The sequence below is a fragment of the Duganella sacchari genome, from assembly GCF_900143065.1.
GTDB classification, from domain to species: domain Bacteria; phylum Pseudomonadota; class Gammaproteobacteria; order Burkholderiales; family Burkholderiaceae_D; genus Rugamonas; species Rugamonas sacchari.
On the sequence record NZ_FRCX01000008.1, the window covers coordinates 21,259 to 46,285 of the forward strand.

General features: G+C 62.2%; 18 protein-coding genes. 14 read left to right on the top strand and 4 right to left on the bottom strand.

Going from position 1 to position 25,027, the window contains the following annotated elements; translation table 11 throughout:
• Nucleotides 1–25 precede the first annotated feature (25 nt).
• Both BUA36_RS18660 and BUA36_RS18665 read left to right on the top strand, forming a co-directional pair.
• Nucleotides 26–2,212 carry a TonB-dependent siderophore receptor gene (locus tag BUA36_RS18660; RefSeq protein WP_072786831.1) on the top strand — a complete coding sequence of 729 codons (2,187 nt, stop codon included), beginning with the start codon at nucleotides 26–28 and terminating at the stop codon, nucleotides 2,210–2,212.
• A gap of 50 nt (nucleotides 2,213–2,262) precedes the next feature.
• Nucleotides 2,263–3,504, top strand: a complete 1,242-nt coding sequence (locus BUA36_RS18665; RefSeq protein WP_072786832.1) for a PepSY-associated TM helix domain-containing protein — start codon at nucleotides 2,263–2,265, stop codon at nucleotides 3,502–3,504.
• Between the two features lie 49 nt (nucleotides 3,505–3,553).
• On the opposite strand, the gene BUA36_RS18670 is transcribed toward BUA36_RS18665, so the two are convergent.
• Nucleotides 3,554–5,224 carry a M20/M25/M40 family metallo-hydrolase gene (locus tag BUA36_RS18670; protein WP_072786833.1) on the bottom strand — a complete coding sequence of 557 codons (1,671 nt, stop codon included), beginning with the start codon at nucleotides 5,222–5,224 and terminating at the stop codon, nucleotides 3,554–3,556.
• 134 nt (nucleotides 5,225–5,358) lie between these two features.
• Here BUA36_RS18670 and dsbD point away from each other — a divergent pair, with 134 nt between their 5' ends.
• Entirely contained in the window at nucleotides 5,359–7,335 is a 1,977-nt protein-coding gene (dsbD, locus tag BUA36_RS18675; RefSeq protein ID WP_072786834.1) for a protein-disulfide reductase DsbD, read from the top strand.
• Here the strand turns inward: dsbD and BUA36_RS18680 are convergent, their stop codons facing one another.
• On the bottom strand, nucleotides 7,336–7,863 hold the full coding sequence (locus BUA36_RS18680) for a Spy/CpxP family protein refolding chaperone (RefSeq protein WP_072786835.1): 528 nt from the start codon (nucleotides 7,861–7,863) through the stop codon (nucleotides 7,336–7,338). It lies immediately after the preceding gene.
• A 198-nt stretch (nucleotides 7,864–8,061) separates the two neighbouring features.
• Here BUA36_RS18680 and BUA36_RS18685 point away from each other — a divergent pair, with 198 nt between their 5' ends.
• The 6 genes from BUA36_RS18685 to BUA36_RS18710 all read left to right on the top strand — a co-directional run bounded on the left by BUA36_RS18685 (nucleotide 8,062) and on the right by BUA36_RS18710 (nucleotide 17,398).
• Nucleotides 8,062–8,790, top strand: coding sequence for a response regulator (locus BUA36_RS18685; RefSeq protein WP_072787071.1), 729 nt, complete (start codon nucleotides 8,062–8,064; stop codon nucleotides 8,788–8,790).
• The gene (locus BUA36_RS18690) at nucleotides 8,787–10,142 is read left to right on the top strand and encodes an ATP-binding protein (RefSeq protein WP_072786836.1); all 1,356 of its coding nucleotides are present in this window, start codon (nucleotides 8,787–8,789) and stop codon (nucleotides 10,140–10,142) included. The genes BUA36_RS18685 and BUA36_RS18690 overlap by 4 nt, the downstream gene beginning before the upstream one ends.
• Nucleotides 10,143–10,267: 125 nt before the next feature.
• Nucleotides 10,268–11,431: an efflux RND transporter periplasmic adaptor subunit gene (locus BUA36_RS18695; RefSeq protein WP_072786837.1), complete on the top strand. Its 1,164-nt coding sequence runs from the start codon at nucleotides 10,268–10,270 to the stop codon at nucleotides 11,429–11,431.
• Between the two features lie 3 nt (nucleotides 11,432–11,434).
• Nucleotides 11,435–14,584, top strand: a complete 3,150-nt coding sequence (locus tag BUA36_RS18700; protein ID WP_072786838.1) for an efflux RND transporter permease subunit — start codon at nucleotides 11,435–11,437, stop codon at nucleotides 14,582–14,584.
• A 70-nt stretch (nucleotides 14,585–14,654) separates the two neighbouring features.
• On the top strand, nucleotides 14,655–16,364 hold the full coding sequence (locus BUA36_RS18705) for an FAD/NAD(P)-binding protein (RefSeq protein WP_072786839.1): 1,710 nt from the start codon (nucleotides 14,655–14,657) through the stop codon (nucleotides 16,362–16,364).
• 257 nt (nucleotides 16,365–16,621) lie between these two features.
• Nucleotides 16,622–17,398 (top strand): hypothetical protein, encoded by a 777-nt coding sequence (locus tag BUA36_RS18710; protein WP_371851466.1) that lies wholly within the window; start codon nucleotides 16,622–16,624, stop codon nucleotides 17,396–17,398.
• Nucleotides 17,399–17,407: 9 nt separating this feature from the next.
• Here the strand turns inward: BUA36_RS18710 and hemB are convergent, their stop codons facing one another.
• Both hemB and yihA read right to left on the bottom strand, forming a co-directional pair.
• Entirely contained in the window at nucleotides 17,408–18,415 is a 1,008-nt protein-coding gene (hemB, locus tag BUA36_RS18715) for a porphobilinogen synthase (RefSeq protein ID WP_072786841.1), read from the bottom strand.
• Nucleotides 18,408–19,118: a ribosome biogenesis GTP-binding protein YihA/YsxC gene (gene yihA / locus BUA36_RS18720; protein WP_072786842.1), complete on the bottom strand. Its 711-nt coding sequence runs from the start codon at nucleotides 19,116–19,118 to the stop codon at nucleotides 18,408–18,410. Before yihA ends, hemB begins: the two co-directional genes overlap by 8 nt.
• Nucleotides 19,119–19,268: 150 nt before the next feature.
• Here yihA and BUA36_RS18725 point away from each other — a divergent pair, with 150 nt between their 5' ends.
• The 5 genes from BUA36_RS18725 (at nucleotide 19,269) to msrQ (ending at nucleotide 24,943) form a co-directional block, all read left to right on the top strand.
• Nucleotides 19,269–19,934, top strand: a complete 666-nt coding sequence (locus BUA36_RS18725; protein ID WP_072786843.1) for a c-type cytochrome — start codon at nucleotides 19,269–19,271, stop codon at nucleotides 19,932–19,934.
• A 112-nt stretch (nucleotides 19,935–20,046) separates the two neighbouring features.
• Nucleotides 20,047–22,128 carry a cytochrome c biogenesis protein ResB gene (locus BUA36_RS18730; protein ID WP_072786844.1) on the top strand — a complete coding sequence of 694 codons (2,082 nt, stop codon included), beginning with the start codon at nucleotides 20,047–20,049 and terminating at the stop codon, nucleotides 22,126–22,128.
• 13 nt (nucleotides 22,129–22,141) lie between these two features.
• Nucleotides 22,142–23,305: a c-type cytochrome biogenesis protein CcsB gene (ccsB, locus tag BUA36_RS18735; protein ID WP_072786845.1), complete on the top strand. Its 1,164-nt coding sequence runs from the start codon at nucleotides 22,142–22,144 to the stop codon at nucleotides 23,303–23,305.
• A gap of 70 nt (nucleotides 23,306–23,375) precedes the next feature.
• On the top strand, nucleotides 23,376–24,350 hold the full coding sequence (gene msrP / locus BUA36_RS18740; RefSeq protein WP_072786846.1) for a protein-methionine-sulfoxide reductase catalytic subunit MsrP: 975 nt from the start codon (nucleotides 23,376–23,378) through the stop codon (nucleotides 24,348–24,350).
• Nucleotides 24,350–24,943, top strand: a complete 594-nt coding sequence (msrQ, locus tag BUA36_RS18745) for a protein-methionine-sulfoxide reductase heme-binding subunit MsrQ (RefSeq protein ID WP_072786847.1) — start codon at nucleotides 24,350–24,352, stop codon at nucleotides 24,941–24,943. Before msrP ends, msrQ begins: the two co-directional genes overlap by 1 nt.
• Nucleotides 24,944–25,027: the final 84 nt, after the last annotated feature.

Sequence of the window (25,027 nt, forward strand, 5' to 3'; positions counted from 1 at the left end):
TATTAAAGTCAATACTGGGGAACTGATGGATAAGCAAGTCACAATGAAGCCGTTGGCCATGCTGGTCAGCCTGGCCCTGCCGCTGCTGGCGCAGGCGCAAAGCGGCGCGGAACAGGCGCTGCCGACGGTGCAGGTCACCTCGCAGAAGATGTCGGACACCACCGAAGGCACCGGCTCCTACACCACCGGCAAGGCGCGCAGCGCAACCCCGCTGGACATGTCGCTGCGCGACACGCCGCAATCCATCACCGTGGTGACCCAGCAGCGTATCGAAGACCAGGGCATGGTCACCGTAACCGACGTGGTCAACAACACCACCGGCGTCTCGGTCAACCAGTACGAAACCCACCGCGCCGGCTTTACCGCGCGCGGGTTCGACATCGACAACCTGCAGATCGACGGCGTACCGACCACCTGGGAGCAGCCATGGTCGTCCGGCGAAGTGCTGAGCACGCTGGCGATCTACGACCGCGTGGAAATCGTGCGCGGCGCCACCGGCCTGATGACGGGCGCTGGCAATCCGTCGGCCTCGATCAACCTGGTACACAAACGCGCCACCAGCAAAGAGCTGAGCGGCACCGCTGAACTGGAAATCGGCAGCTGGAAACAGCGTCGTGGCCTGGTCGATGTTTCGACCGCACTGAACCAGGAAGGCACGGTGCGCGGCCGCGTGGTGGGCGAATACCAGCAGGGCGACAGCTGGGCCGCGCTGCAAAAGAACAAGAGCAAAACCTTCTACGCAACCGTGGAAGCGGATCTGACGCCCAAGACCCTGCTCGTGGCCGGATTCAGCCGTCAGGAAACCGAACCGAAAGGCCCGATGTGGGGCGGCCTGCCAGTCTGGTATTCGAACGGCCAGGAAGCCAACTGGGATGTCTCCAAAACCACCTCGGCCAGCTGGACCGATTGGCAGACCGCGTACAACAACACCTTCGCGCGCCTGGAGCACACCTTCGACAACGGCTGGAAAGTCACCGCCACCGCCGCCCATGGCGACCGCAAGGCCGACTCGCACCTGCTGTACCTGTCCGGCGTGCCGGTGAAGGGCGCGGACGGCGGCATGTCGCTGTTTGCCGGCTCCTACCTCACCCACACCAAGCAGGACAATTTCGGCCTGATGGCCAGCGGTCCGTTCGAACTGCTGGGCCGTAAGCACGAAGCCGCGTTCGGCTACACCTACGCCAACCAGAAGTTCAACGCTGACAGCCGCACGGCCAACTTCGGCGCCACCTACCCAGCCGTCGGCAATTTCGACCAATGGAATGGCGCGGCTTTCCCGGCGCCGAGCTGGAGCGCACCAGGCTTCTATGAAAGCACCACCACCAAGCAGGACGCGGCCTACGGCGTGACGCGCTTCTCGCTGGCCGATCCGCTCAAGCTGATCGTCGGCGCCCGCGTCTCCAACTATGACAGCATCGACACGCAGGCTGGCGCCAAAGCGCCGAGCAGGATCAAGAACGACAACGAGCTGACCCCGTACGCCGGCATCGTGTACGACATCAACGACACCTATTCGGCCTATGCCAGCTACACCAGCATCTTCAAGCCGCAGAGCTATAAGGACAAGGCCGGCAATGTGCTGGACCCGGTCCGCGGCAAGGCGGCCGAGACCGGTATCAAGGGCGAGTTCCTGGACGGCCGCCTGAACGCCTCGTTTGCCCTGTTCCACATCAAGCAGGACAACCTGGCACAGGAAGTGGACAAGATCACCCGTCCTGGCAGCGACCTGCCGGAAGCCTACTATGTGGGCGTGGACGGTGCGACCAGCCGCGGCTACGAGTTTGACGTGAACGGTGAACTGGCCCGTGGCTGGAATGCCAGCGTCGGCCTGAGCCAGTTCCGCGCCAGGCAGGCGAACGGCACGGATTTCAACAGCATCTACCCGCGCAAACTGTTCCGCGTCTTCACCACCTACGACCTGGGTGGCCAGCTCAAAGGCCTGACCGTGGGCGGCGGCGTCAACTGGGAAAGCCGCACCTACACCCGCGACCCGGGCGCACCGGCCGGTACGCCGACCAATGGCAACATCGTGCAGGACGGCTTTGCCCTGGTCAACCTGATGGCGCGTTATGACATCAGCAAGAACCTGTCGGCCCAGCTGAACGTCAACAACGTCACCGACAAGAAGCATTTCGGCATGTTTGCCGCGTACGGCGCGATTACTTACGCCGCACCGCGCAGCACGTCGCTGAACCTGAAATACCGCTTCTAACATTGTCCGCCGGGGCCTGACGGTCCCGGCTTTTTCTTGGGGAAGCTGCCATGCGAGCCTTCTGGACTTTGGTACACCGATATGCCGGCCTGCTGACTGCAGGCTTTTTGTTTATCAGCGGTTTTACTGGCGCCATCATTTCGTGGGACCACGAGCTGGACGACCTGCTCAACCCGCACCTGATGCACGCCCCTACGCCGGGTACGCCGCAATCGCCGCTGGCACTGGCGCAACAGCTGGAGGCGCGTTATCCGCAGATTACGGTTTCGTATATTCCGATCGCGCTGGAGGCGGGCGAGTCGATTGCATTCGGCGTATCGCCGCGCGTGAATCCGGCGACGCAGAAACTGTACGAGCCGGGATTCAATCAGATCTTTGTTGATCCGGTCAGCGGCGCGGAATTAGGCAAGCGTGAATGGGGCGCGGTCTGGCCCATTACCAAGGAGACCTTTGTTTCCTTCTTATACCGTCTGCATTACACCCTGCATATTCCCGAAATGTGGGGCATTGACCGCTGGGGTGTATGGCTTATGGGCGGTATTGCCATGATCTGGGTTGTTGATAGTTTTGTGGGGTTTTATCTGACGCTGCCTTTACGCCGAAAAGGTGCATCCAAATCCTGGATGGAACGCTGGAAACCTGCCTGGAAAGTTCGCTGGAGCGGCGGCGGCAATAAACTCAACTTCGATTTACACCGTGCATTCAGTCTGTGGACCTGGGCTTTACTGATTATTTTGTCTTTTACCGCCTTTTCGCTGAATTTATACAGTGAAGTGTTTTATCCGGTCATGAGCAAAATATCGAAAGTCACACCCACACCATTTGATGTTATTCCGATGGCCGAGCTGCATAAGCCCTATACGGCAAAAATCGAATATGCGTCGATAATTGAAACTGCTGACAAGGAAGCCCGGCAGCGTCAATGGAGTGAACCAGTCGGCGCGGTGTTTTATACGAATTCGTATAACGTCTATGGTGTGAGTTTCTATAAAGCTGGTAATGACCACGGTGCAGGCGGCGTCGGCCCGGCCTATTTATATTTCGACGGCACTGACGGTAAATTACTGGGCGAACGTCTGCCGTGGAAAGGCACGGCCGCGGATATCTTCGTGCAGGCGCAATTCCCGCTGCATTCCGGCCGCATACTCGGCTTGCCCGGCAGGATACTGATTTCCTTCATGGGCGTGGTGGTAGCGATGCTGAGCGTGACCGGTGTCATCATCTGGTGGCGCAAACGCGCGTCCCGCGTGGTGACTGCGGAACGCCGCGCAGGGGAACTCGCGGAAGTCTAGGGAAGTACATGCCAGAAATTGGCATGTACAAACCATTTTTGAGTCTGCTTTACTTCAAGCGGCGGTCGCCGGCGGCCTTGAATTCGGAGCCGGCGTTCCAGCTTGGCGTGACGCCCTGGGCAATCTCCAGCCCAACCTGGAACAGCAGCTGGATATCCTGCACACCGCCGCTGAAATCCCAGTCATGACGGAAACCGTCGGTGGGTTGGTGGTAATCGTGGGTGAAATAGTTATCCACGACTTCACGCGCATAATTCTCCGGTTTATCCAGATACCGGCTGCGTGCCTTGGTATATAAAACCGGCACGCCAGCGCGTGCGAATTCCAATTGGTCGGCGCGATAGAAACTGCCCAATTCTGAGCGGGTATCCTTTTCCATTAAACGGCCTTGGGCCTTGGCATATTTTTCCAATATGCCGTCGATGCTGGAATGGCCAGCAGTGACATTTTCAATCTGCGCCGTTTTACCCCAGGCGTTGATGCCATCGATATTGATATTGGCGACAGTATTTTTCAAAGGGTAGAGTGGATGGGCAGCATAATACCTGGCGCCTAACAGGCCTTTTTCTTCCGCTGTCGTAGCAATAAACAGGATTGAACGCTTAGGTGCTTTGGGCAGGGATTTATAGGCCTTTGCCAATTCCATTAACGCAGCGACGCCGGATGCGTTATCCAGGGCGCCGTGATAAATCTGCTTGTCGCGGCCGCCGGGCAATTTCTCATCGATACCCAGGTGATCCCAATGAGCGCTGTAAATGACGTATTCATTTTTCAGCTTGGGATCGCCGCCTTCAATTTTTGCCACCACATTCCTGGAATCGACGTTACGGGCGACATTCTCGATATGAAAATCTGCCGTGGCGTTTAAACTGACGGGACGAAATTCTTTGCTGAGCGCCTGTTTTTTCAAGGCGTCGAAATCGTAGCCGGCCGCCTGCATCATGGCCTTGGCTTTATCCAGTTGAATCCAGCCCGGTACGGCAGGCGCGTCTGGGTCATCGCCGCTGCGCAGCAGGCTGAAGTGTTCAGCGACGCCGCCGCTGCGCACCACGTCCCACGGATACGCTGCCGGTTTTGTTTCATGAATAATCATGACCGCCGCCGCCCCGAGCTTGGCGCCGATTTCGTATTTGTAGGTCCAGCGGCCGTAATACGTCATGGCCTTGCCCTTGAACATAGTCGGATCCAGCTCCGCCGGGTTATTCGGATCGGGGATGGCCGGGTCGTTAATCAGCATCAGCAGAGTTTTGCCGCGCACGTCCACGCCCTTGTAGTCATCCCAGCCGTATTCCGGCGCCTGCACGCCGTAGCCGACAAACACGATGTCCGAGTGCTTGACGTCCACCGTGCTTGGTTGGCTGGTCGAATGGGCAACATAGTCATCCGGGAAATTCAGCGCCACTTTCTGGCCGCCGATGGTGTAGCTGAAACTTGGCGCCGGTTTCTGGCCGCGCATCGGCACGGCTTGTACCCAGCTGCCATCCGGATTGCCTGGCTTCAGGCCGAGCTTCCTGAATTCCTGCTGGATGTAGGCCACGGTCCTGGTTTCACCGGCGGTGCCGGGCGCGCGGCCTTGAAATTCGTCGGAGGCCAGCGTTTGGATGTGGGGCAGCAGGTCCTTGGACGATACGGCGTTCAGCGCTTTGGCCGGCGCTTGGGCCAGCGCGGGCAGGGCGCTCAGCGCCAGGGCGGATAACAGCAGGGGACGTAGAGAAGACATGGGGCTGGGCTCCAGTGACATGAAAAACCGAGTTTCGCATAAATCAATTTTTAAGGCCCGGCTCAGGCGGGAAAAACGCGCCCGGTGTACTATGCCTGTTGCTCCAATGACCAGTTCCTCTGAGAGAAGATTTCATGCCCCGTTTTGCCCGTTTTATCGCGCCATTGCTGGCGCTGATCGCGCTGCTGCTGCAGCCTGCCCGTGCCCAGGAGTTCCTTGATCCGTCCGAAGCGTTCAAGTTTTCAGCGCGCATGGTGGACGGGCATACGGTTGCCGTGACCTTCCAGATTGCCGACGGCTACTATATGTACCGCGAGCGCTTCAAGTTCAGCGCGCAGGGCGCCAGGCTGGGCGCACCGCACATCCCGCCGGGCAAGGTGCATTACGACGATACCTTTGCCAAGGACGTGGAAACCTATCGCAAGGGGCTGACGATTACGATACCGGTCGACGTCAACGGTCCGTTCACGCTGCTGGCGAGCGGGCAGGGCTGTTCGGAAAAGGGTTTGTGCTATGCGCCGCAGGATTACAAGGCTGCGCTGACGGGTAGCGGATCGGTGCCCGTGCCGGCGCCAGCCGCTGCAACCGCACCTGCCGCCGCGCAGGCCGCCCCATCTGTCCCGGCGCCAGCCGCTACGGCAGCGCAACCAGCCGCCGCAAGCGTCGCGACCGCCGCCACAGCCGCTGCCATATCCGCCACACGGCCAGCCGAAGGCGCCGTCAACCTTGGCGTCGACGGCGGCAAAGCGGCCTCAGCCGCTCCAGGCGTCAAGATTTACACCGTCCCTAATCCAACCGCCACCGACCTGCCGCAACCTGCACCTGCTGTCGCAACCACCGTGGCGCCGGCGAGTGAAGCCGGCCGTCTGGAAGCTGCGTTGAAGAGTGGCAAACTGCTGGTCATCCTGCCGTTGTTCGCCTTGCTGGGCCTGGGTCTGTCGTTCACGCCATGCGTGCTGCCGATGGTGCCGATTCTGTCCTCGATCATTGTCGGCGAAGGTGCGCAGAGCAGCCGCAGCCGCGGCCTCGCTTTGTCGGTAACCTATGCGCTGGGCATGGCACTGGTCTACACCGCACTGGGCGTTGCTGCCGGCCTGGCCGGTGAAGGGCTGGCCAGTGCGCTGCAAAATTCATGGGTGCTGGGGGCATTTGCCTTGCTGATGGCGCTGTTGTCGTTGTCGATGTTTGGCTTTTACGAGCTGCAAGTCCCGGCCGCGCTGCAAAGCAAACTGAGCACCGTCTCCAACCGCCAGGCCTCCGGCAAGCTGGCCGGCGTGTTCGTGATGGGAGCGATTTCCGCGCTGATTGTCGGTCCGTGCGTGGCCGCGCCGCTGGCGGCAGCGCTGGTCTACATCAGCCAATCGCGTGACATCGTCATCGGCGGCGCCGCCCTGTTTGCGATGGCGGTTGGCATGAGCGTGCCGCTGATCCTGGTGGGCGTGTCGGCTGGCACGCTGCTGCCGAAAGCCGGTGTCTGGATGGATGCCGTGAAGCGCTTCTTTGGCGTGCTGATGCTGGCGGTCGGCTGGTGGCTGGTGTCGCCGGTGCTGCCGGGCGCCGTGCAGATGCTCGGCTGGGCCGCGCTGTTGGTCGGCTACGGTATGTATCTGCTCATGAACTCCGGGCAATGGAACGCCAAGTCGGTCGGCGTGATCGTCGCCGTGCTGGGTGTGGCGCAACTGGTCGGGGTGGTCAGCGGTGGCCGTGATCCGCTGGCGCCGCTCGCGCATCTGGGCAGCAAGGCACACGAGGCGCCGCTGGCCTTCCAGCGCATCAAAACCACCCAGCAGCTGGACGCTGTGCTGGCGCAAACCGGCGGCAAGACCGCCATGCTGGACTTCTATGCCGACTGGTGCGTGTCTTGCAAGGAAATGGAAAAGCTGACGTTCGTCGATCCGCAAGTGCGCGCCAAACTGGCCAACACCGTGCTGCTGCAAGTGGACGTCACCGCCAACGATGCCGACGACAAAGCCATGCTGAAACGCTTTGGCCTGTTCGGCCCGCCGGGCATTATCCTGTTTGACCGCCAGGGCAAGGAAATTCCGAACGCGCGCGTGATCGGCTTCCAGGATGCGGCCAAATTCACCGCATCCCTGTCCGCCCTGAACTGATCAGCCCTGGCGCGGGCCGCCCCAGCCTTCATGCTGGTCGTGGCCCCTGCCACCGTGATGGCCGCGGTGGCGCCAGCTGGCACGCATGCCGCCGCGCTCGCCGCCAAAGCTGTGCTCATCAAACAGCGTCTGCTGCGCTGGATTTAGCTGGCCGTAGAACGCGGTCACCGCCTTCAGATGAGTTTCCAGCATCGCTTCCCGTTTCTTGCTCATGTCCAGTGCCAGCGTCAGGCGCTCAGGCGCCGTCAGTTGCTTGAATGGCTTGTGTTCCGGACGGGCGCCCATGGCTGCCGGCTTGATTGCCGCCTGATAGGTGGCCCAGGCCGATTCCTGCTGCGTGGTCAGTTTCAGCAGGTCATGCAGGCGCGCCTGGCGTTTGGCGTACATATCGGCCATCTTGGCCTGCATCTGCTCCTTGCTTGGACGGGCGTCGTGCTGTTTCTGAGCAGGTTGGGCTTCCTGTGCCTGGGCGGCGGCCATGCCCAGTACCGTAAAACCGATCAGTATGCTTTTGCGTAAGGTGTTCATGGTCGTTCCTTCATGGTTGAGAGTTGAATCATCGCGGCGCCATATGTGCCGCGCTGGTAACCATAGTGGCGGCCCAAGGTTGCTCTTACGTTGCGCGCGCCGAAGTTTTTGTATCCAGATGTTTCGCCCCCCGCAATGCCCTATATGGATATACAAGACGATACAATTGGTGCATGGTCTTGCATGGATAATGAGCGCATGGAACCGACATCTACTATTTTGATCGTTGACGACGATCGTGACATTCGCACTTTGCTGGCGGATTACCTTGAATCCAACGGCTACCGCGCGCTGTGCGCCGCCGATGGCGCTGCGATGTGGAAACTGCTGGACGAAGCCCGCCCCGAGCTGGTGGTACTGGACCTGAACCTGCCGGGCGACGATGGCCTGACCCTGTGCCGCAAGCTGCGCGCGCACTCGACGCTGCCGGTCATCATGCTGACCGCCCGCAACGAGCCGCTGGACCGCATCCTCGGCCTGGAAATGGGCGCCGACGACTACCTGCCGAAACCGTTCGAGCCGCGCGAACTGCTGGCCCGCATCCGCAGCGTTCTGCGCCGCAGCAATGCGATGCCGGTGGGCGTGGGCACGGACAAGGCGCAGCAAATGAAATTCTCGGGCTGGACGCTGGACCTGACCGCGCGCCACCTGCTCAATCCGGAAGGCATCGTCATCATGCTGTCGGGCGCCGAGTTCCGCCTGCTCAAGGTGTTCCTCGAGCATCCGAACCGCGTGCTGAACCGCGACCAGCTGCTCAACCTGACCCAGGGCCGCGACGCCGATCCGTTCGACCGTTCGATCGACATCCAGATCAGCCGCCTGCGCCAGAAGCTCGGCGAAGACGCGCGTATGCCGCAAATCATCAAGACCGTCCGTAACGGCGGGTATGTGCTGGCCGGCCAGGTCAGCGTGGAGCCGCAAGCGTGAGAGCCTTCCTCGGTTCGATGACCGGACGGGTATTCCTGGTCCTGTTGCTGGGTATCGTGGCGTCGGCCGCGCTGACCCAGTGGCTGGCCGTGAACGAACGCACGCGCGCGCTGGAGCGCTACCGCGACTTCCACGCGCTGGAACGGGCCGAGCAATTGATCACCACCGCCGACGTGATGCCGGAAAGCGCGCGCCCCACCTATCTGGTGGCGGCCAACCGCGGCACGGTGCGGCTGGAAATCAGCGATGTGCCGCAGGCGCAAGGACTGCCGGCGACCGAATTCTCCACCTTGCTGCAACAGCGCCTGGGCGAGCGCTATTCGCTGGGACCGCTGGCCGAACATCCGGCCGCCTGCGACCAGCCACGCCAGAGCAACAGCATCTTTGCGCCGTCGCAGTGGCGCGGCACCTGTGAAACCATGAATGTGCGCCTGCACGACGGCCAGACGCTCAAGCTGTCGGTGTTGCCGCCGCGCCAGCCGCCGCCATCGGGCCATAGCGAGCTGCTGTCGCTGCTGCCGTTCCTGGTCTCGATTGCCTTCCTGGCCTACCTGGTGGCGCGCATGACCATGCGCCCGCTGAAGCGTCTGGCGCAGGCAGCCAAGGATCTCGGCAACGACATCAACCACCCGCCCGTGGTGCTGAGCGGCGCTGCTGAAATCCGCCAGGCCAGCGCGGCGTTCAACGCCATGCAGGCGCGCATCCGCCAGCACATCACCCAGCGCACGCAGATGCTGGCCGCCATCACCCACGACCTGCAAACGCCGCTGACCCGGCTGCGTCTGCGGCTGGAAAAAGTCAGCGACGCCGAGCTGCAGCAGCGTCTCATCGACGACCTGTCGGCCATGCAGCAAATGGTCAAGGAAGGCCTGGACCTGGCGCGCAGCATGGATTCCACGGAAACCATGCAGGCGCTTGACCTCGACGCGCTGCTCGACAGCGTGTGCAGCGACGCCACCGACGTCGGCCAGCAGGTGGAACTGCGTGGCCGAGCGGCGATGGCGCTGATGGGCCGGCCGCTGGCGATCCGCCGCTGCCTGGTCAACCTGATCGACAACGCCGTCAAGTACGGCCAGTACGCCCACGTGACAGTGGAGCGCATGGCTGGCGCGGCGCGCATCCGCATCCGCGACGGCGGTCCCGGCATTGCCGCGGACCAGATGGCGCGCGTGTTCGAACCGTTCTACCGCATCGAAACCTCGCGCTCGCGGGAATCGGGTGGTACCGGCCTGGGGCTGACCATCGCCCGTAACATCGCCGAGCAGCACGGCGCCAATGTCTCGCTGTCCAACCACAAGGACGGCGGCCTGGAAGTGACACTGGTGGTGCCGGAGTACTACGCCGGCAGCTAACGCAACGCTCTACAGAAAAACTGGCAACTGGTCATATTGTTGCAGTTTTTCTCGTGGATACTATGCGACAATATTTTGCCCCTAGGCACGGCGGCAATATTTTCGACGGCAAAAACATTATTAAAATGAAAAAATCATCCATAGCATCTTTGGTCGGCGCAATCGTGGTAGTGGCAGGGGGCATCTGGTACATGACGCACCAAGGCGCCGAGCCAGTCGGCGCCCACAAGCCGGGCAACGGCCCGCAAGGCCCCACCACGGTCAGCATTGTTGCCCCCAAGCGGCAGGATGTGCCCGTGACCCTGGAGGCCAACGGTACGGTGACGCCGATCAGCACCGTGGACCTGCATCCGCAAACCACCAGCACCATCGCCAAAGTGCATATCAAGGAAGGGCAGTTCGTCAAATCAGGCGAGCTGATGTTCACGCTGGACGACCGCACCGAGCGCGCCAATATGGACAAGGCGCAGGCGCAGGTCGAGCGTGACCGCGCCGCGCTGGCCGACTACGAGCGCCAGTACAAACGCGCGCTGGAACTGCTGGAGAAAAAATTCATCGCCCAGGGCGCGGTCGATACGCTCAAGAGTCAGGTCGATTCCGCGCGCGCGCTGCTGCAGGCCGACGTTGCCGCCGCCCGCTCGGCCAGCGTGGACGCCAGCTACACCGCCATCCGCGCGCCAATGACGGGCCGGGTCGGCGCCATCAACGTCTTCCCGGGCAGCCTGGTGCAGATGACCACCTCGCTGACCACCGTCACCCAGCTGGACCCGATCACGGTGGCCTTCACCTTGCCGGAAACCGCACTGTCCGGCCTGATGGCGGCCCAGCGTCAGGGCGCGGTGCCGGTGCAGGTGACGCTGGACAATTCCAGCGTGGCCATCAATGGCGCGCTGAGCTTTATCGACAACACGGTCGATCCGGTGGCGGGCGTGATCCGCGTCAAGGCGCAGTTCGACAACCGGGACACCAATCTGTGGCCTGGCCAATACGTCAACACCAAGCTGGTGTCCCACATCATAAAAGATGCGACGGTGATACCGCAAAACGCTATCATTAGCAATACCCGCGGGACCTTCATCTACGCGGTGGACAAAGACCAGTCCGCCAAAGTGGTCAACATCAAGCGGCTGTACGCGTTTGGCGAAAATGCCGCCGTGTCCGGCCTAAGCGGTGACGAGCAGGTGATCGTCGACGGCAAGCAGAACCTGCGGCCGGGCGGCAAGGTGCGTATCGCCTCCGCCGACAAGCCAGCCGATGCCAAGGCCGATGGTAATAAGCAGAAAGGCTAAGCGATGAACCTTTCCGAGTTGTGCATCCGCCGTCCCGTCATGGTGGTGCTGTTGTCGGCCACCCTGATCCTGGCCGGCGTGCTGGCGTATTTCTACATCCCGGTGGCGGCGCTGCCGAGCTACAACACGCCGGTGATCAACGTCTCTGCCGACCTGCCGGGCGCCGCGCCGGAAACCATGGCGTCCTCGGTGGCGCTGCCGCTGGAGAAACAGTTCTCCACCATCGCCGGCCTGGCGATGATTACCTCCACCAATACGCTGGGCAATTCCTCGCTGACGCTGGAGTTTGACCCGAGCATCAACGTCAACGAGGCGGCGGTCGATGTGCAGGCCGCGTTGCTGCGCGCGCAGCGCCAGTTGCCGATCGAGATGACCGATCTGCCGTCCTACCGCAAGGTCAATCCGGCCGATGCGCCGGTGCTGTTCATGACCATGAACTCGCCCTCGCTGACCTTGTCCGAGCTGAACGACTACGCCGAAAACCTGATCGCGCCGAGCCTGTCGACGCTGCCGGGTGTGGCGCAGGTCACGGTCAACGGCCAGAAGCGCTTTGCGGTGCGCATCCGCGCCAAGTCGGACCTCATGAACGCGCGTAACCTGACGCTCGACGAGCTGCAGCAAGCGATCAAGTCGGCCAACGCCAACACGCCACTGGGCATTCTCGACGGCCCGAGCCAGACGCTGACCATCCAGGGCAACGCCCAGCTCATGAAGGCGGCCGACTATGCCAACCTCATCGTCGCCCAGCGCAATGGCGAGCCGGTGCGCCTCAAGGATGTGGCCGACGTGCAGGACAGCTTCCAGTCGACCAAGGCGGCCGGCAGCTACAACGGCGAGCGTTCCATCGTGCTGCTGGTGCAGCGCCAGCCGGACGCCAACACCGTGCAGGTGGTGGACGGCGTGCGCCGCCTGCTGCCGCAGTTCAAGGCGCAGCTGCCGGCGTCGATCAACATCAACCTGGTCAACGACCGCTCGGTGTCGATCCGCGAAGCGATCCACGACGTCAACCTGACGCTGCTGCTGACGGTGGCGCTGGTGGTGATGGTGATTTTCCTGTTCCTGCGCCGCGCGGCGGCCACCTTCATCCCGGCCATCACCATGCCGATTTCGCTGCTGGGCGCGCTGGCGCTGCTGTACGCATTCGGCTACTCGCTGGACAACGTCTCGCTGCTCGGCATTACGCTGGCCGTGGGCCTGGTGGTGGACGACGCCATCGTGGTGCTGGAAAACATCGTGCGCCACATCGAGATGGGCAAACGGCCGCTGGAAGCGTCGCTGATCGGCGCCAAGGAAATGGGCTTCACGATTATTTCGATTTCCGTGTCGCTGGTGGCGGTGTTCATTCCGATCTTCTTCATGCCTGGTGTGATTGGCCTGATGTTCCACGAATTTGCCGTGGTGGTGGCCTTGTCCGTGCTGGTGTCGGCGGCCGTGTCGCTGATGCTGGTGCCGATGCTGGCCAGCCGCCTGCTGCCGCCGGACGCCATCGATCCTGAACACGACAAGGGCAACTTCATCGGCCGCTGGTTCGAGGCCGGCTTTGGCGCGCTGCGCGATTTCTACGCGCGCACGCTGGACGTGTCGCTGCGCCACCGCTACATCGTGCTGCTGGCCGCGTTCATCACGTTCGCGCTGACCGTCGTGCTGTACGTGACCATCCCCAAAGGCTTCTTCCCGGAAGAAGACCTGGGCCAGATCCGCGTCAACACCGAGGCGTCCGAAGACATTTCCTCGGTTGCGCTGATGGACCTGCAGGAGAAAGTCGCGGCCGTCATCAAGGCCGACCCGAACGTGCAGGATGTGACTTCGTTTGTCGGCGGCGGCAATACCGGCCGCATGTTCCTGGTGCTCAAGCCGCGCGACCAGCGCAAGAAAATGCCGCAGGTGCTCGACAGCCTGCGCAAGGCCACCAAGCAGGTGCCGGGAATTGCCGTCTACCTGAGTCCGGTGCAGAACTTGCAGCTAGGCGGGCGCCAGTCCAAGAGCCGTTACCAGTACACGCTGCAATCGGTGAGTCCGGGCGCGCTGAACGAGTGGGCGGAAAAATATATGGACCGCATGCGGGCCGACCAGGACTTCCGCGACGTCACCAGCGATTCGCAGAACAAGGGGCTGCAAGCCTCGCTCAAGATCGACCGCGACAAGGCCAACAACCTCGGCGTGGCGATCGGCGACATCCGCACCGCGCTGTACCTGGCCTTTGGTGAACGCCAGGTCTCGACGATTTACTCGCCGGCCGCCAGCTACTACGTGATCCTGGAAGCGGCCGATGCCGACCGCCAGTTCGACAGCGCGCTGACGCGCATCTCGGTGCGCAACAAGAGCGGCCAGCTGGTGCAGCTGTCCAGCTTTGCCACGGTGGAACGCACCATCGGCCCGACTGCGGTGAACCACCAGGGCCAGCTGCAGGCGATCACGCTGTCGTTCAATCTGGCGCCGGACGTGCCGCTGGGTATCGCCACAGCCAAGATCGACCAGTGGGCGGCGGACATGCACCTGCCACCGTCCATCATCACCAACTACGGTGGCGATGCGGCGGTGTTCCAGAGTTCGCAGGGCAGCCAGCTGATCCTGATTGTCGCCGCACTGGGCGTGATCTACGTGCTGCTGGGCGTGCTGTACGAGAGCTACATCCACCCGCTGACGATTCTGGCCGGCCTGCCGTCCGCTGCGGTCGGCGCGCTGCTGACGCTGCGCCTGTTCAACCTGGACCTGACGATGATCGCGATTATCGGCATCCTGATGCTGATTGGTATCGTCAAGAAGAACGCCATCATGATGATCGACTTCGCGCTGCACGCGCAGCGCAATGAAGGGCTGACACCGGACGTGGCGATCCGCCAGGCCTGTATCCTGCGCTTCCGTCCGATCATGATGACCACCATGGCGGCGCTGATGGGCGCACTGCCGATCGCGCTGGGCCTGGGCGCAGGCGCCGAGTTGCGCCAGCCGCTGGGCCTGGCGGTGGTGGGCGGCCTGATCTTCTCGCAAGTGATCACGCTGTACATCACGCCGGTGATCTACCTGTTCCTCGACAAGTACAGTGGCACCGGTCCGATGAGCGACAAGGAAATCGCCGACGACGCCGCCACCCCGGCGCCGGAACGCGAAGCCGTCCACGCAGTGCCGTTGAAAGCCGTGAACAAGCATTGAGCGGTGACAAGCTGATCTGAACATCGCCTCTTTATCATGGGCAAGTTTTCCAGGATAAAGAGGCGATACGATGCAACGCTATACCGTCACCCTGATCGGCATGGGTCCGCGCGGACTCAGCGTTTTTGAACGCCTCGCCGCCGCCGCGCTGGCCCGCCAGCTCCCCCTTGATATCGTGGTCGTCGATCCCGGCGAATGCGGGCAGGGCGCGCATCTGGCGCAGCAGCCGCCGTATTTGCTCATCAACACACTGGCCTGCCAGGTCACGCTGTTTCCCGCTGCTGGCGCTGTACAGCACGCGCCCGTCTGCGCGACGCCGACCCTGACGGAATGGGCGCGGCAGGCCGGCATCCCCGTCACCGATGCCGACTATCTGCCGCGCAGCCTGCTGGGCGAGTACCTGGGCTGGTGTTATGCGCAAATTGCCGCCGCCTTGCCGGCTTGCGCCGCGCTGACCCATCGCCGCCGGCTTGCCATCGACCTGCAGCGGCGTCAGGACGGCCGCTGCGAGGTGGTGCTTGAAGATGGCAGCGTGGTGGTGAGCGACTTTGTGTGCCTCACCACGGGCCATGGCGCCGGCCATGCCTATCCGGCACAGCAGCTGGCGCATATCGCTGCCGGTGCGCGCGTGGCGATCCAGGGACTGGGCCTGACCGCGCACGATGTGATTGCCGGCTTGACTGTGGGACGCGGCGGCAGCTTTGTCGCCAGCGGCAGCGGCTTGCGTTATCTGGCCTCCGGCCGCGAACCGCAGCTGACGCTGTGCTCGCGCAACTGCCTGCCGTATGCCGCGCGCGGCATCAACCAGAAGGGCGTGGACGGCCGCCACCAGCCGCGCTACTTCACGCTGGATGCGGTGGCCATGCTGCGCCGCCAGTCGCTGATCCAGCGCGGCACCACCCAGCTGGACTTCGAACGCGACCTGTTGCCGCTGCTGAAGCGCGAAATGGCCGAGGTTTACCGCGCCACGCCTGGCGCCGCCGCGCGGGACAATGATGCGCTGTTTGCCGAACTGCTGTTTCCCACACAGGACCGGCAGTTCGCCTCGCTGGCCGAATTCCGCCGCTATTTCCGCGACTGGCTGGAACGCGACCTGGCCGAGGCCCGCAAGGGTAATGTGGCCAGTCCCACCAAGGCCGCCACCGATGTGCTGCGCGACGTGCGCGCGGTGCTGCAGGCCGTGGTCGAACATGGCGGCCTGACGCCGGCCTCGCATCGCCGCTACCTGGCGGTATATCACCCGGCCATCAACCGCACGGCGTTCGGGCCGCCGTTGCGGCGCAATGAGGAACTGCTGGCGCTGCTCGACGCCGGCGTCATCGCGCTCCATGCCGGCCCCGGCAACAGCATCGACGCCCATACGCTGCGCACGCCGTTTGCCCAGGGCGTCGAATGCTGGACGGCGGATGTGATCGTGATGGCAAGACTGGCGGGGTTTTCGCCCAAAACCGACACATCCTTACTCATCCGTAATGTGTTGCAGCGCGGCCTCGTGCAGCCCTATTACAACGGCGATTTTCACCCCGGCGGCCTGGCCATCAACCGTGCCGGCCAACTGCTCGACGCGCAGGACAAAGTGCAGCCCGAGCTCTGGGCGCTGGGCTATCCGGCAGAGGGGCCGCACTACTACACCTATGCCTTGCCACGCCCGCAGCTGCGCTCGCGCCAGGTGTTGGATGCCGAACAATGCGTGATGGCCATGGCCGCTACAATGGAAGGGCATCGGGAGGACCGGCAGCCGTATGAGACCATGGCAGCGCAAGTTCATGGCACTGTGTAAAGCAATTGATACATACGGTAACATCCGTCAAGGGCCGTAACTTGTACAGTGGCTACCCTGGAGCGGTTCCCAAAAGAGCGGGACTCTGGCACTATGGCCCCATTTTGACGACTTCTGCGTTCCACAAGGTTTGTATCTTGCACCACGATTCCCACATCCTCTCAGCGCACTCTGAATACTGCGAGACTTGCGGCCAGCGCCTGCCGTCGGCGCAGCAGGGCTATGCGACGTGGGAACGCAAATCGAAGAACAACCGCATCGGCATCGGCATCTCCATCGCGCTGCACGTGCTGGGCGTGCTGTACTACCTGTTCGCGCCGTCGCACAAGCCGGTGCCGCCATCCACCGCCAAGCGCGGCGAAATGGTCTACATCGCGCCGCTGGCCGAACCCAAGAAGCCCAAGCCCGTCACCAAGCCGGAAACGCCAAAAGCCATCAAGCCGCCAACGCAGCAGCCGCGCAAGCAGGTCGTCAAGCGCAGCGAGCCGGCGCCGGCCGCGCCGAAACTGGAAACCTACGTGCCGCCGGTGCAGGCCAAGATGACGCCGCCGCCGGAGCAGGATATGTCGGAAATGATCGCCAAGCGCCGCGCCGCGCGTGAGGCGCAAAATCCGCAGCCGACGCCGCAGCCGCCCGCCGAGAGCGAAGCCGACCGCGCCAAGCGCATCGCCATGGCCAACATCATGGGCGCCCAGGGCCGTTCGGCCTCGGGTGAGCGTGAGCAGAAGGGTGGCATGATTGAGATTGTGGACCTGCGCGCCAATTCGGCGCAGGTCAAGTTCCGTCACTGGAACTCGAACTTCAAACGGGAATGGCTGCAGGATGTGCGCGTCGACCGTGGCGCCGAGCAGGATATTGAAACCGCCGTCGTCAAGCGGCTCATGGAGCTGATTCGCAAGGACTGGCCGGAAGAAGTGCCGTTCCAGTCGCAGCGTCTGGGCAAGACCATCGTGCTGGGCACCCGTCCGTCGGACGAGGCCCAGATGTCGGCGTTCCTGATGAAAGAATTCTTCCCGGATTACCGCCGACGTTAAACCCGCGGCTTACTGGGCCTTGAGCTTGCGCGCCACGTCCAGCGCAAAGTAGGTCAGGATGCCGTCGGCGCCGGCGCGCTTGAAGGCCAGCATCGATTCCATCATCACCTTGTCGTGGTCCAGCCAGCCGTTTTGCGCGGCGGCCTTGAGCATGGCGTACTCGCCGCTGACCTGGTAGGCAAAGGTCGGCACCTTGAATTCATCTTTCACACGGCGCACGATGTCCAGGTAAGGCATGCCGGGCTTGACCATGACCATGTCGGCGCCTTCGGCCAGGTCCAGGCCGACTTCGCGCAGCGCTTCATCGCTATTGCCCGGGTCCATCTGGTACTGGTTTTTGTCGCCCTTGCCCAGGTTCTTGGCCGACCCGACCGCATCGCGGAACGGGCCGTAGAACGCCGACGCATACTTGGCCGAGTAGGCCATGATGCGAGTGTGGATGTGGCCGGCCGCTTCCAGCGCCTCGCGGATGGCGCCGATACGGCCGTCCATCATGTCCGATGGCGCCACCACGTCTACCCCTGCCTCTGCCTGGCACAGGGCCTGGCGCACCAGCAGGTCGGTGGTGATGTCGTTGATGACGTAGCCGTTGTCATCGATCACGCCGTCCTGGCCGTGGCTGGTGTACGGGTCGAGCGCCACGTCGGTCAGGATGCCCAGCTCCGGGAACGCCTGCTTGAGTGCGCGCACGGCGCGTGGCACCAGGCCGTCCGGGTTGGTGGCCTCGATGCCGTCCGGGGTTTTCTTGGCCGCATCGATGACCGGGAACAGCGCCAGCACCGGAATCCCCAGCGCCACGCATTCTTCCGCCACCTTCAGCAGCAGGTCCACCGAGACGCGCTCCACGCCCGGCATGGACGCCACGGCCTCACGCTGGTGCGTGCCTTCGAGGATGAATACAGGGTAGATCAGGTCGGCGCTGGTGACGACGTTTTCGCGCATCAGCGCGCGGGAGAACGGATCGCGGCGCATGCGGCGCATGCGGATCGCGGGGAATTGCGCAGAAACTTTAGTCATTGCTGTCACTTTCTACATCGGGAGGAGGGACGTCTTCGTCGTCCAGCAGTCCCGCCAGTTCAAGAATCTTGTCGTTGGCTTCATCGATGCCCACGCGCTTGATGGCGGAAAACAGCTGTACGGTGAACGGGAAACCTTCACCGTCTTCGTCCACATAGCTGTCCAGCTTGGCTTTGGCCTGGCGCAGCACGTTGACGGATTCGTTACGGTTCAGCTTGTCAATCTTGGTCAAAATGCAATGAATCGGCTTGCCGGTCGGGGCGAACCATTCGAGCATCTGCACGTCGAGCTCGGTGAACGGGCGGCGCGAGTCCATAATCAGGATCAGCGCGGCCAGCTGGTCGCGGCGCTGGACGTAGTCGCCCAGCAGGCGCTGCCAGTGCAGCTTGGCCGAGCCGGACACTTCCGCATAGCCGTAGCCCGGCAAGTCGACCAGCAGCGCCTGGATTTCCTCGACGATGGTCGGATCCTTGCGGTGCTGTGCGACGTGGGCGCCACCGATCGAGAAGAAGTTGATGTGCTGGGTACGGCCAGGGGTCTTGGACGCAAACGCCAGGCCCTTCTGGTTACACAGAATATTGATGGCGGTCGATTTACCGGCATTGGAACGACCTGCAAAAGCAATCTCCGGCACTTGGGTGTCAGGGAGGTCGCGTAATTGGTTAACGGTCGTGAAGAAACGGGCTTGCCAGAGTTTGGACATGGGGGAGTGGGGAAAAAAGCAACAGTTTAAAGCAGGTATTTTTTTAAGCTATTGTACAATGAGTAGTTCCCAAGTGCTTCTACGCACGGTCTGGTGCTGCGCAGGTACACTTTGGTGCACAACTTTTTAGACTCCTACTAGGGTGCTTGAATGAATAGTGTGTTTTCACCTTTTGTAAAATCCCTGCTCGTCGCTTTGATCGCCGTGACGGCCACTGCCTCCGCGGACGACAAGAAGCCAGCCCCTGCCGCTCCGAAAATTGATCCGGCCAAAGGCGCCACCCTGTTTACCGACGGCGACAACGCCCGCGGTCTGCCGGCCTGCGTGTCCTGCCATGGCGCCGGCGGCAATTCCACCATCGCGGTCAATCCCAAGCTGGCTGGCCAGCACGAAGGATATATTTACAAGCAGCTGGTGAACTTTACGACCGCCGACCGGAATCAACCGGTCATGACGACCTACGCCAAGATGCTGACCGATGAGGAAAAGCACAACGTCGCGGCATGGCTGGCAACGCAGCAGCAGAAACCGGGCGCGGCCAAGAGCAAGGATACGATTGAGCTGGGCAAGAAGATTTACCGTGGCGGCATCGCCGAGAAGAGCGTGCCGGCCTGTGCCAGCTGTCACGGCGCGTCGGGTGCGGGGATTCCCGTGCAGTACCCGCGCATCGCTGGCCAGCATCAGGACTACACGGTTGCTCAGCTGGGCCTGTTCAAGGCGGGGACCCGCAAGAGCATCGAGATGGCGCCCATTTCGAAGCGCCTGTCCGACGAGGAAATGAAGGCCGTTGCGGATTACGTAGCAGGCTTGAAATAAACTTGATTTCTCGGCATGACTGAGGAAAAAGAAGGGGGCGGCGGCGTGAGCATGCCGCCCTTTTTGTTGGTATGCTGCGGCTGCCACCATTAATTAAAGAACTTGAATACGCATGAGTAGCCCAAGTACCACCGGCATCCAGCTGAAAACCCGCCGCCCCCTCGTGGGCGAAGTCGTTGAACTGATTTCCTCCATGCGTTTCGCCATCGCCCTGCTGGCGATGATCGCGATTGCCGCCGTGGTCGGCACGGTCATGAAGCAGGGCGAGGCCAGCACCAGCTACATCAACCAGTTCGGGCCGTTCTGGTATGAAGTGTTCCGCAAAATCGGCCTGTACACGGTCTACTCGGCGTGGTGGTTCCTGCTGCTGATGGCCGTGCTGGTACTTTCCACCTCGCTGTGCATCGTGCGCAACGCGCCCAAGATGCTGAAGGACATGCGCAGCTGGCGCGAGAACGTGCGCGAACAGTCGCTGCTGAACTTCCACCACAAGATGCAATGGCGTTCGCCGCTGGCGCGCACCGCGCTGGCGCAGCAGAGCGCGGCGCGGCTGGCCGACGCCGGCTACCAGGTCAAGCTGGTGGAGAAAGACCATGGCACGCTGGTCGCCGCCAAGCAGGGCGCCGCCAACAAGTTCGGCTACATCTTTGCGCACTCCGCCATCGTGGTGATCTGCCTGGGCGCCGTCATGGATTCGGACGTGCCGATCCGCCTGCAGGAATGGTTCCTCGGCAAAACGCCATTCAATGGCAGCGGCCTGATTTCGCAAGTGCCGCAGGCCAGCCGCCTGAGCACCAGCAACCCTACCTTCCGCGGCAATACCATGATCCCGGAAGGCCAGACCAGCAATACCGCCGTGCTCACACGCCCGGATGGCGTGCTGATCCAGGAGCTGCCGTTCACCATCAGCCTGAAAAAATTCACCATCGATTTCTACAGCACCGGCATGCCCAAGCTGTTTGCCAGCGACGTGGAAGTGCGCGAGAACGAGAGCGGCAAAATCACCAAGGGCACCATCGAGGTCAACAAGCCGCTCATCGTCAACGGCATCGCCATCTACCAGTCCAGCTTTGAGGATGGCGGCAGCAAGCTCAAACTGACCGGCTTCCCGATGGTGGGCACCATCAACAACCGCTTCGATATCGCCGGCGAGGTCAACGGCACCACGCCGATGGGCGACGCCTACACGGTGGAATGGTCGGGCTTCCGTCCGTTCAACGTCGAGAATATCGCGCCCGTTGATGATGCGCGCGCCGTCAAAAAAGGCGTGAGCCTGGCCGACGAGCTGGACAAGCACACCGGCTCGGCCGGCAAGAACGCCGTCAATAAAGACCTGAAAAACATCGGCCCGAGCGTCAGCTACAAGCTGCGCGACAAGACTGGCCAGGCGCGCGAGTTCAACAACTACATGCAGCCGGTCACCATCGACGGCGCCACCGTGTTCCTGGCCGGCATGCGCGCCAACCCGTCGGACAACTTCAGCTACCTGCGCATTCCCGCCGACGACGGCCACAGCGTCAACGAATGGATGCGTCTGCGCGCCGCGCTGCAGAATGCCGACCTGCGCGCCGCCGCCGCCCAGCGCTACGCCCAGCGCGCCATGCCGCAGGCGGCCAGCAACGACGCGCTGCGCGTGCAATTGCAGGCCGCCGCCGAAAAAGGCCTGACCATCTTCGCCGGTGACGATAAGATGGCCGGCTTTGCCGCCGTCGCCAAGTTCCTCGAAAAAATGCCGGAAGAAGCGCTCAAGAAAAACGCCGACGTCTTCATGCGTATCCTGAACGCCAGCCTGTGGGACTTGTGGCAGATTGCCCGTATCAAGGATGGCTTGCCGGCCGTGGTGGAAGACGAACAGCACGCGCGCTTCCTCAACCTGGCCATCAACGCGCTGTCGGATGCCTTCTTCTACGGCGCTCCCGTGTATCTGCAGCTGGACGACTTTACCCACGTGCAGGCCTCGGTGTTCCAGGTCACGCGCTCGCCGGGCAAGAGCGTGGTCTACCTGGGCTGCCTGTTCCTGGTGCTGGGCGTGTTTGCCATGTTCTACATCCGCGAACGCCGCCTGTGGATCTGGATCAAGGACGACGCTGCCGGCAGCGAAGCACTGATGGCCATGAGCACCCAGCGCAAGACGCTGGACTTTGAGCGCGAATTTGAAGTACTGAAAGAAAAACTGCCGCAATCGGCGGCTTAAGCAGGAGAAAATGATGGAACTGACTCAATCCCGGCAAACTCCGCAGACCTACCAGCAGGCGCCAGGCTACTTCAAGCGCCTGAACCTGATTGACTGGCTGTTCGCGCTGGCGCTGCTGGCCGGCGCGGTGTTCTCGCTGAACCGCTTTGGCCATTTCATGGACATCTACGAACAGGGCGTGCTGCTGGGCGCGGTACCGGTGTTTGCCGCGCTGGGCTGGCACTGGAAGCCGGTGCGCTGGGTGATGCCGCTGGTGGCGCTGCTGTCGCTGTGGGCCATTTATATGTACGCGGGCCAGCTGGACAACGGCAGCAAGAAATTCTGGCTGCGCATGATGCTGTCCAGCCAGTCGGCGGTGCTGTGGATGAGCGTGATGTTTGTCATCTCCACCGTGTTCTACTGGATCGGCTTCGTCGGCCGTTCGGGCGCGGCGTCCAGCATCGCCACCAAGCTCAGCTGGGCGGCCGTGGTGCTGGGCTGGACCGCGATGATGGTGCGCTGGTTCGAGTCCTACCTGATCGGCGCGGACGTCGGCCACATCCCCGTGTCCAACCTGTACGAAGTGTTCATCCTGTTCTCGCTGATTACCGCGATGTTCTACCTGTACTTCGAGCAGCGCTACGCCACCCGCCAGATGGGACCGTTCGTGCTGCTGGTGATCTCGGCTGCGATCGGCTTCCTGTTCTGGTACACCACCTCGCGCAACGCGGCCGACATCCAGCCGCTGCTGCCGGCGCTGCAAAGCTGGTGGATGAAAATTCACGTGCCCGCCAACTTTATCGGTTATGGCAACTTTGCACTGGCGGCCATGGTCGCCGCCGCCTACCTGCTGAAAACCGCAGGCTACCTCAAGGACCGCCTGCCGTCGGAAGAAGTGCTGGATGACGTGATGTACAAAGCCATCTCGGCCGGCTTCGCCTTCTTCACCATTGCCACCATCCTCGGGGCGCTGTGGGCGGCCGAAGCGTGGGGCGGCTACTGGTCGTGGGATCCGAAAGAAACCTGGGCGCTGATCGTCTGGCTCAACTATGCGGCCTGGCTGCACATGCGCCTCATGAACGGCCTGCGCGGCCGTCCGGCGGCATGGTGGGCGCTGGTGGGCCTGCTGGTGACAACGTTTGCCTTCCTGGGCGTCAACATGTTCCTGTCCGGCCTGCACTCGTACGGGAAGTTGTAAACGCAAGTTTAATATTTGCTCCGGAGGATTGGTGTAAGGTGGAGCCCTGCACACATCTACCGGAGCCATCATGCTGATCAAGCGCAGCCCCAACGGCATCGACTTGCCGTTTTCTTCAGAAATCACGCCGCGCGCGGTGTACGAATCGCGCCGCAGCTTCATGAAGCAGATCGCCATGGGCGCGGCCGGCAGCGCCGCGCTGCTGGAGATGGCGCAGCGCGCAGCGTTTGCCCAGGGCGGCAGCAAACTGCCCGCCAGGCTGAATCCGGCCTACTCGGCGCTCGACAAGCAGACGCCGTACAAAGACGCCACCACCTACAACAACTACTACGAATTCGGCACCGACAAGAGCGAGCCGGCCATGTACGCAGGCACGCTCAAAACGCGGCCGTGGACGGTCAGCATCGAAGGCGAGGTCAAGAAACCGGTCACGCTGGACCTGGATGCGCTGCTGAAGCTGGCGCCGATGGAAGAGCGCGTCTACCGCCTGCGCTGCGTGGAGGGCTGGTCCATGGTGATTCCGTGGATAGGCTATTCCTTCTCCGAGATCATCAAAAAGCTCGAGCCGACCGGCAATGCCAAGTACGTGGAATTTGTCACGCTGGCCGACAAAAAGCAGATGCCCGGCGTCGGCAGCCGCGTGCTGCAATGGCCGTACACCGAAGGCCTGCGCATCGACGAAGCCAACCACCCGCTGGCGCTGCTGACCTTTGGCATGTATGGCGACGTGCTGCCCAACCAGAACGGCGCGCCGGTGCGCATGGTGCTGCCGTGGAAGTACGGCTTCAAATCCGCCAAATCGATCGTCAAGATCCGCTTCGTGAAAGACCTGCCGCGCACCTCATGGAATTTGTCGGCGCCGAATGAATACGGCTTTTACTCCAACGTGAATCCGGACGTCGACCATCCGCGCTGGTCGCAGGCCTCCGAGCGCCGCATCGGCGAAGACGGCTTCCTGTCGCGCAAACGCAAGACCCTGATGTTCAACGGCTATAACGACGTCGCGCCGCTGTACGCGGGCATGGACCTGAAGAAGTTCTACTGATGCTGAGCCCAAAACAAGTCAGCTGGCTCAAAGGCGCCATCTTTGTGCTGGCGCTGGCGCCCCTGCTGCGCATGGCCTACCTGACCGTGACCGGGCAACTGGTCGATCCACTGGAATTCATCACGCGCGGCACTGGCGACTGGACCTTGTACTTACTGTGCATCACGCTGGCGGTGACTCCGCTGCGGCGGCTGAGCGGCTGGAACTGGCTGATCAAGCTGCGTCGCATGCTGGGCCTGTACACCTTCTTCTACGGCCTGCTGCACTTCACCACCTTCCTGTGGTTCGATCACTTCTTTGATGTGCAAGAGATGTGGAAAGACGTGCTCAAGCGGCCTTTCATCACGGTGGGCTTCATCGCCTTCGTGCTGCTGATTCCGCTGGCGCTGACCAGCACCAACGGCATGATCAAACGCCTGGGGGGCAAGCGGTGGCAATGGCTGCACCGGCTGATCTACGTGATCGCGCCGCTGGCCTTCCTGCACTTCTGGTGGATGAAAGCGGGCAAGCACAACTTCACCCAGCCCATCCTGTTCGGCAGCATCGTTGGCATACTGCTGCTGACACGCGTCTGGTGGGCCATCCGCAAATAAATCCGGGGTCTAAATCCGGGGTCAGTTCTTGCAATCCAACACGAGCTCTGCTGTCGCGACAGCAGAGCTCGTGTTGGATTGCAA